Annotated in this window: 7 protein-coding genes; 5 read left to right on the top strand and 2 right to left on the bottom strand. The window is 45.6% G+C overall.

The genetic code is table 11. The features are described from left to right. Positions 1–903 (top strand): anhydro-N-acetylmuramic acid kinase (locus tag R7041_RS15585; RefSeq protein ID WP_318128657.1); only part of this gene is annotated, 903 nt, incomplete at its 5' end. Between the two features lie 36 nt (positions 904–939). Further along, positions 940–1,869, top strand: coding sequence for an N-acetylmuramic acid 6-phosphate etherase (gene murQ, locus R7041_RS15580; RefSeq protein ID WP_005381910.1), 930 nt, complete (start codon positions 940–942; stop codon positions 1,867–1,869). A 51-nt stretch (positions 1,870–1,920) separates the two neighbouring features. On the opposite strand, the gene R7041_RS15575 is transcribed toward murQ, so the two are convergent. Together R7041_RS15575 and R7041_RS15570 are read right to left on the bottom strand one after the other, a co-directional pair. Beyond that, complete coding sequence (locus tag R7041_RS15575) at positions 1,921–2,193, bottom strand: hypothetical protein (RefSeq protein WP_005381911.1); 273 nt, start codon at positions 2,191–2,193, stop codon at positions 1,921–1,923. Positions 2,194–2,308: 115 nt separating this feature from the next. After that, the gene (locus R7041_RS15570; protein ID WP_064368998.1) at positions 2,309–2,650 is read right to left on the bottom strand and encodes a DUF2799 domain-containing protein; all 342 of its coding nucleotides are present in this window, start codon (positions 2,648–2,650) and stop codon (positions 2,309–2,311) included. A gap of 280 nt (positions 2,651–2,930) precedes the next feature. Between R7041_RS15570 and R7041_RS15565 the strand changes: the two genes are divergently transcribed. The 3 genes from R7041_RS15565 (at position 2,931) to btsR (ending at position 7,034) form a co-directional block, all read left to right on the top strand. Beyond that, positions 2,931–4,415 (top strand): carbon starvation protein A, encoded by a 1,485-nt coding sequence (locus tag R7041_RS15565; protein WP_005381914.1) that lies wholly within the window; start codon positions 2,931–2,933, stop codon positions 4,413–4,415. Positions 4,416–4,603: 188 nt separating this feature from the next. After that, positions 4,604–6,274 (top strand): sensor histidine kinase, encoded by a 1,671-nt coding sequence (locus R7041_RS15560; protein ID WP_005381915.1) that lies wholly within the window; start codon positions 4,604–4,606, stop codon positions 6,272–6,274. 31 nt (positions 6,275–6,305) lie between these two features. Then, the gene (btsR, locus tag R7041_RS15555; protein ID WP_005381917.1) at positions 6,306–7,034 is read left to right on the top strand and encodes a two-component system response regulator BtsR; all 729 of its coding nucleotides are present in this window, start codon (positions 6,306–6,308) and stop codon (positions 7,032–7,034) included. Positions 7,035–7,049 lie beyond the last annotated feature (15 nt).

The following is a 7,049-nucleotide window of genomic DNA, read 5'->3' as shown; positions in this document are numbered from 1 at the left end:
GGCCACCTATTTGCAGATGCTGTGTTACAGCTACTCAATAAGTCTGGTTACGTCGCAGAGCAAATTCATGCGATTGGTAATCACGGTCAAACAGTGTTCCATCAGCCTACCGGAAACTTGCCGTTTACCACTCAATTGGGCGATGCAAACATTATCGCGGTCAAGACAGGCATTGATACGGTAGCGGATTTTCGTCGTAAAGACATGGCGCTAGGTGGACAAGGTGCCCCACTCGTCCCTGCTTTCCATAAAAGCATTTTTGCGATGCAGGATTCCACAACTGTGGTACTTAACATTGGAGGCATTGCCAATATCTCGGTACTGCATCCAGAACAACCAGTCATTGGCTATGACACAGGCCCGGGCAATATGTTGATGGACGCATGGTGTGCGCTGCATACTGGGCAAAGCTTCGACGAAGATGCACAATTTGCACTTAAAGGAACGGTAAACGCTACTTTGTTGACTCAATTACTCAAAGAAGCTTACCTCGCCATGCCTGCCCCTAAAAGTACCGGGCGAGAACTGTTCAATATTGACTGGCTGCATCTACAACTGGCCCATCACAATTTACCAATCGAAGACGTACAACGTACACTTTGCGAGTATTCTGCAATTACCATTGCCAACGAAGTCGACAAGTTTTCTCATGGCATCACACCTCAACTATTGGTCTGTGGCGGTGGAGCAAGAAACCCGCTTTTGATGCAACGACTGGCCAAGTTATTGCCACAATGGAGCGTTGCGACAACGGCAGAAAAAGGTGTTGATGGCGATTACATGGAAGCAATGGCGTTTGCTTGGCTTGCGCAGCGCCATATTCACGGCCTCCCTAGCAACTTACCGGAAGTTACGGGGGCAAGTCGTCTCGCTTCACTGGGTGTACTCTATTCAAAAAATTAAGGGCAATAGATCCTAAACAAAAAGGCTTAATTCATTATGACGAACGATGCACTTATCGCAGCTTTATCCCATCTGGTATCTGAAGGGCGAAATCCAGACACCATGGACATCGACTTGCTGCCTTCTCTCGATATTGTTCAACGCATCAACCAACAGGACAAACTCGTTCCTCTTGCCGTTGAAAAAGTATTGCCTGAGATCGCTGAAGCCGTTGATAAGATCACGGAAGCATTTAAGGTCGGAGGTCGGTTGTTTTACATCGGTGCGGGTACCAGTGGTCGACTTGGCGTTTTGGACGCTTCAGAATGCCCACCAACTTTTGGCACAGATCCAGAGATGGTCGTTGGTATTATTGCCGGTGGAAAAGAGGCAATGTTCCGTGCAAAAGAAGGGGCGGAGGACGACCCTACATTAGGCGAGCAAGATCTTAAAGAGAATACGCTAACACAACGCGATGTCGTCGTTGGTATTGCGGCAAGTGGACGAACACCTTACGTGATTGGTGGCTTAGAGTATGCGAACGAGCTTGGTGCCACCACTGTAGCACTATCTTGTAACCCTGACTCTCCGATTGCAGATATTGCTGATATTGCGATTAGCCCCGTTGTTGGACCTGAAGCGTTAACGGGATCCACTCGCTTAAAATCAGGGACGGCACAAAAACTCGTACTAAACATGCTCACTACCGCAAGCATGATTCGCCTGGGCAAAAGTTATCAGAACTTAATGGTAGATGTGAAAGCGACGAATGCAAAGCTAGTTGCAAGAGCGGCTCGTATTGTTATGCAAGCAACAGATTGTACTAACCAAGAGGCTAAAACGGCGCTCAAAGAAACGGACTACGACGCCAAGTTAGCGATTTTGATGATTTTAACCGGGCTGGATAGAGAAAGCGCGACTGAGCAACTGAACGCCAAGCAAGGATATTTAAGAAAAGTCGTGATCGCGCAAACTAATCAATCTTAATCAATAAAGCGCCTCACTTATTTAAAAGTCAGGCGCCTTTTATGGCTTAATTTAGTAGTTCAATCGTTCAATGTGAGTAATACCGACTTTACCTTCAAGGTCACTGAACATATGAACCATTGCTGGGTATGGTTGTGCTCCAGGGTAGACAACTTCTGCATTACAGAAAAACGCATAGTTTTGTCCGGCTACGACTTGAGTAGCCACAACCAAAGGGGAGTATTTGACACCGACAAACCCCTCGATACCTTTAGCAAATACTTCTTTATTCTCTGCTGTGAGTTCATGAAATGGACTCCAGCCACCAGCCATTTGCGTTGACATAATGTGATTCCTTTTTTTGCTGTGCTCACTATCAAGCAATATGAACATAGTTTAATAAGGAAGATTTTGCCACATTTATGTGATGCAGACAGTGTAACAACGGCTTTATTGACTATTAATTTGAGTATTCATTCCAACCACGTTGCCATTCCATGCGGAATTTTTGCGCTTGCTCAGTACCTTCACAAACCCCTTCGTAATACTGACCAGATAACCCCATTTGATACGCAAAAGCAGGATTACAGTACTCACGTAAACCTTCTAAATAACCTTGGTCGTAGTCATTTTGCTTAACACTACCCAACTCACGAAGCTCGCTCATCGTGCGCGATGTGTGTCCGGTTATGCCATCTTGATATCCGATCTGATGCCAATCTCCCGACTTGGCAAGATCTGCTGTCGTTGCTGTGCATCCTGCAAGTAAAGCCAGTGCCAGACCTACCGTTACCTTTTTCATGGTTCTTCCTTAAGTAATTGTTTTCAAAAATAAGCTTACCACTAATTATTGGCGCTTGCCGCTGAGCTTGCAGATTTAACCACTGATGACTCAAATCAGCCGCTCAAGACTGTCATCAACCTTTCGCCATTTTTAAAAACCGCTCAAGCAGCATATCGACCACTCAGTGCTCTATTCGACCACTCATCTACTAACCGAATGCATTTAACACAAGTGACGCATAACATGCATCCTGAGATTAAAAAATTACCCTACCCAACTAAGACCAAGGACAATTGCTATGATGTGGTTTCTAACCTGTGTCGCAGCCCTAATCGGCGGATACTTCATCTACGGCGCTTTCGTCGAGAAGATTTTCGGCATCAATGAAAAACGCCAAACGCCAGCTCACACCAAATCGGACGGTGTTGACTTCGTTCCAATGTCAACAAAGAAAGTTTACCTAGTTCAACTACTTAACATCGCAGGTGTTGGTCCAATTTTTGGCCCGATCATGGGGGCACTATACGGTCCTGCGGCGATGCTTTGGATTGTAGTCGGTTGTATTTTTGCTGGTGCAGTACACGATTACTTCTCAGGCATGCTTTCAGTGCGTAACGGCGGTGCATCTGTACCTACCATTACAGGTCGCTACCTAGGTAATGGCGCAAAACACTTTATGAATATTTTTGCCATTGTCCTATTACTTCTAGTTGGCGTAGTGTTCGTTTCAGCCCCCGCTGGCATGATTACTAACCTCATCAATGATCAAACAAGCTTGAGCGTAAGCATGACTACAATGGTTATTGCTATATTTGCTTACTACATCATTGCGACGATTGTTCCCGTCGATAAAATCATTGGTCGTTTCTACCCACTGTTTGGCGCCCTACTTATCTTTATGTCTGTTGGCCTAATGACAGCCGTTGCTTTCTCTAGCGAACACACAGTAATGGGTGACTTCCAAGTTTCGGACATGTTCTCTAACCTCAACCCAAATGACATGCCGTTATGGCCTGCATTGTTCATCACTATCGCATGTGGCGCTATCTCTGGCTTCCACGCAACTCAGTCTCCACTGATGGCGCGTTGTATGGAAAATGAGAAAAACGGTCGCTTCGTATTCTACGGTGCAATGATTGGTGAAGGTGTTATCGCGCTAATTTGGTGTGCTATCGCTCTGTCTTTCTTCGGCTCTCTAGACGCTCTATCCGAAGCTGTGAAAAACGGTGGTCCTGGTAACGTGGTATACAGCGCATCATTTGGTCTGCTAGGTGTGTTCGGTGGTATCCTTGCGTTCCTGGGTGTGGTTATCCTACCAATTACGTCTGGCGATACAGCGTTCCGTTCAAGCCGCTTGATCCTTGCTGAATACTTCAACATGGAACAAAAAACGCTACGTAACCGTCTACTGATGGCACTTCCACTGTTCGTTATCGGCGGTATCTTAACTCAAGTAGACTTCGGCATTATCTGGCGCTACTTCGGTTTTGCAAACCAAACAACAGCGGTAATGATGCTTTGGACTGCGTCCGCTTACCTACTGCGTCACAACAAGCTGCACTGGATTACCACTATCCCAGCTATCTTCATGACCACGGTATGTGTCACGTTCATCTTAAACAACAGCTCGCTAGGTTTTGGTCTGCCAATGCAACTATCAACTATCGTAGGTATTGTGTTTGCCCTAGCTGTGACAGGTTACGTTATCAAAACCTCTAAGGGTAAAGGTGAAACTGAACTGGCTGACGAAGAGAAACCACAAGCCGTATCAGAAACAGCGTAATACTCGTCACATCTGAGTGACTAAGATAGGAGCCTGCCAATTGCAGGCTCTTTTTGTTTTATACCCAAGTCACTTTAAGACTCAGAAAGCACAGCATCATTTACTTAGCTGTTCTTATCTATCTGAGCCAAGCATCTTGAGGTTACTTAGGTATACAATAACAACATTGATTCTAGGTTAGGTTCACTATGGAACTGGTCATCTCCCTTTTACAACAGATGTGTGTGTACTTAGTTTTGGCTTACATGCTAAGTAAAACGCCAATCATCTTACCTTTGCTGAGTATTTCTTCGCGCTTAAGCCACCGCCTAATTTGTTACGTACTCTTCTCTGGCTTTTGTATTCTCGGCACCTATTTCGGTCTGCACATCAACGATGCTATTGCCAATACTCGTGCGATCGGCGCAGTTATGGGCGGGCTGTTTGGTGGACCTGTTGTAGGTTTCGCCGTCGGATTTACTGGTGGCATTCATCGATACTCTCTTGGTGGCTTTACTGACCTAGCCTGTGCAATTTCAACCACCGCCGAGGGCGTAATTGGTGGCTTGCTCCACGTTTACCTTATCAAGCGAAATAAAGGCGCATTGCTGTTTAATCCAAGCGTCGTATTCAGCGTTACGTTTGTTGCAGAAGTGGTGCAAATGATTTTGCTGCTCGCCGTCGCGAAACCTTTTGATCAAGCCTATGAACTGGTGTCCGCTATTGCAGCGCCTATGATCATCGCGAATTCATTTGGTGCGGCGTTGTTCATGAGTATCCTGCAAGACAGAAAAGCAATCTTTGAAAAGTTTTCTGCGACGTTTTCGCGTCGAGCGCTCACCATTGCAGATCGCTCAGTGGGAATTCTAAGCAACGGCTTCAACACCGAAAACGCAGAGAAAATCGCGCGTATTATTTACGAAGAAACCAAAGTGGGCGCTGTCGCGATTACTGACCAAGAAAAAATCTTAGCGTTTGTGGGCATTGGCGATGATCACCATAAACCAAACACGCCGATTTCATCGCAAAGCACATTAGACTCCATGGAGAAAAACGACATCATTTATCTTGATGGTGCGGAGCGTCCATACCAATGCTCCATTGCAAAAGATTGCAAGCTCGGATCTGCGCTGATCATCCCACTGCGTGCAGGGAAAGAGGTCATTGGTACCATAAAGCTGTATGAACCGAAGCGTAAATTGTTCTCGACGGCCAACATGTCGATGGCGGAAGGAATAGCCCAGCTTCTATCTAGCCAAATCCTTTATGGCGATTACCAACAACAACAAGCCTTACTCGCCCAAGCAGAAATAAAATTGCTTCACGCTCAGGTGAATCCACACTTTTTGTTTAATGCACTCAATACTATTAGTGCGATTACTCGTCGTGACCCTGACAAAGCGCGCGAGCTAATCCAAAATTTATCGCACTTCTTCCGCAGCAATTTAAAGCAGAACATTAATACCGTGACGCTAAAGGAAGAGCTTGCACATGTGAACTCGTACTTGAGCATCGAAAAAGCGCGTTTTACGGACCGCTTAGAGGTTGAAATCGATATTCAACCTGAATTGCTGGACATCAAATTACCAAGCTTTACACTCCAGCCTTTGGTTGAGAATGCCATTAAGCATGGCATTTCAAACATGCTTGAAGGTGGTAAAGTTCATATATACAGCGAAGCACACCCACAAGGTCACTTGATTACCGTCGAAGACAACGCAGGCAGTTTTGAACCGCCAAAAGAAAACCACTCAGGGCTAGGTTTAGAAATTGTCGACAAACGTCTCACTAATCAATTTGGACGTGATGCAGCGCTAAAAATTACGTGCGAGCCACATCAATTTACTAAAATGAGCTTTATCATTCCCCCAAAATCATAAAAGCACGCTGAAGCAATAAAGGTAATGTTGGATGTTAACCGCACTCGTCATTGATGATGAACAGTTTGCTCGTGAAGAGCTAGCAGAGTTACTGGATGAAACAGGCCAAGTTGAGGTCGTGGGCGATGCCTCAAACGCAATCCTTGGCCTAAAAAAAATCAATGAACTTAAGCCTGATGTGGTGTTTCTCGATATCCAAATGCCTCAAGTCACGGGGATTGAACTACTTGGGATGCTTGATCCAGAAACCATGCCTTATGTGGTTTTTGTCACGGCTTATGATCAGTATGCGATTCAAGCATTTGAAGACAATGCCTTTGATTACTTGCTCAAACCTGTCGACCCATGCCGGTTAACTAAAACGGTCAAACGGCTAAATAAAGTCATTAGCCAATCCGCCCTAACGCAACAACTGTCTGCTATTACACCTGACACGTTGGATCAGATACCGTGCATCGGACACAACCGCATCGTTATCATGGCCACCGACACGGTGGAATGTGCTTACAGTGATATCAGCGGCGTGCATGTACGCTCCACCAGCCAAACCGCGAGCACCCAACTGACATTAAAAACGTTGGAAGAGAAAACCCCTCTAGTCCGCTGCCATCGTCAATACTTAGTCAGTATTAAAGCGATTAGCGAAATCAAGTTACTGGAAAATGGGTTAGCGGAAATCATCACCAAAACAGGCTTTGAGATACCAGTAAGCCGCCGCTACTTAAAGGTGCTCAAAGAGATGCTCGGCATTAGCCACTAACACAAAAACTTCACA

The sequence above is a fragment of the Vibrio sp. 1751 genome (assembly GCF_033339895.1).
In the GTDB taxonomy this organism is placed as follows: Bacteria; Pseudomonadota; Gammaproteobacteria; order Enterobacterales; family Vibrionaceae; genus Vibrio; species Vibrio alginolyticus.
This window is presented reverse-complemented; position numbering and strand designations above follow the sequence as displayed.

What these genes read in the sequence shown, in the direction of transcription:
- murQ (WP_005381910.1), top strand. Translation starts at nt 940, where the DNA reads ATGACGAACGATGCACTTATCGCAGCTTTATCCCATCTGGTATCTGAA.
- R7041_RS15575 (WP_005381911.1), bottom strand. Translation starts at nt 2,193, where the DNA reads ATGTCAACGCAAATGGCTGGTGGCTGGAGTCCATTTCATGAACTCACA.
- R7041_RS15570 (WP_064368998.1), bottom strand. Translation starts at nt 2,650, where the DNA reads ATGAAAAAGGTAACGGTAGGTCTGGCACTGGCTTTACTTGCAGGATGC.
- R7041_RS15565 (WP_005381914.1), top strand. Translation starts at nt 2,931, where the DNA reads ATGATGTGGTTTCTAACCTGTGTCGCAGCCCTAATCGGCGGATACTTC.
- R7041_RS15560 (WP_005381915.1), top strand. Translation starts at nt 4,604, where the DNA reads ATGGAACTGGTCATCTCCCTTTTACAACAGATGTGTGTGTACTTAGTT.
- btsR (WP_005381917.1), top strand. Translation starts at nt 6,306, where the DNA reads ATGTTAACCGCACTCGTCATTGATGATGAACAGTTTGCTCGTGAAGAG.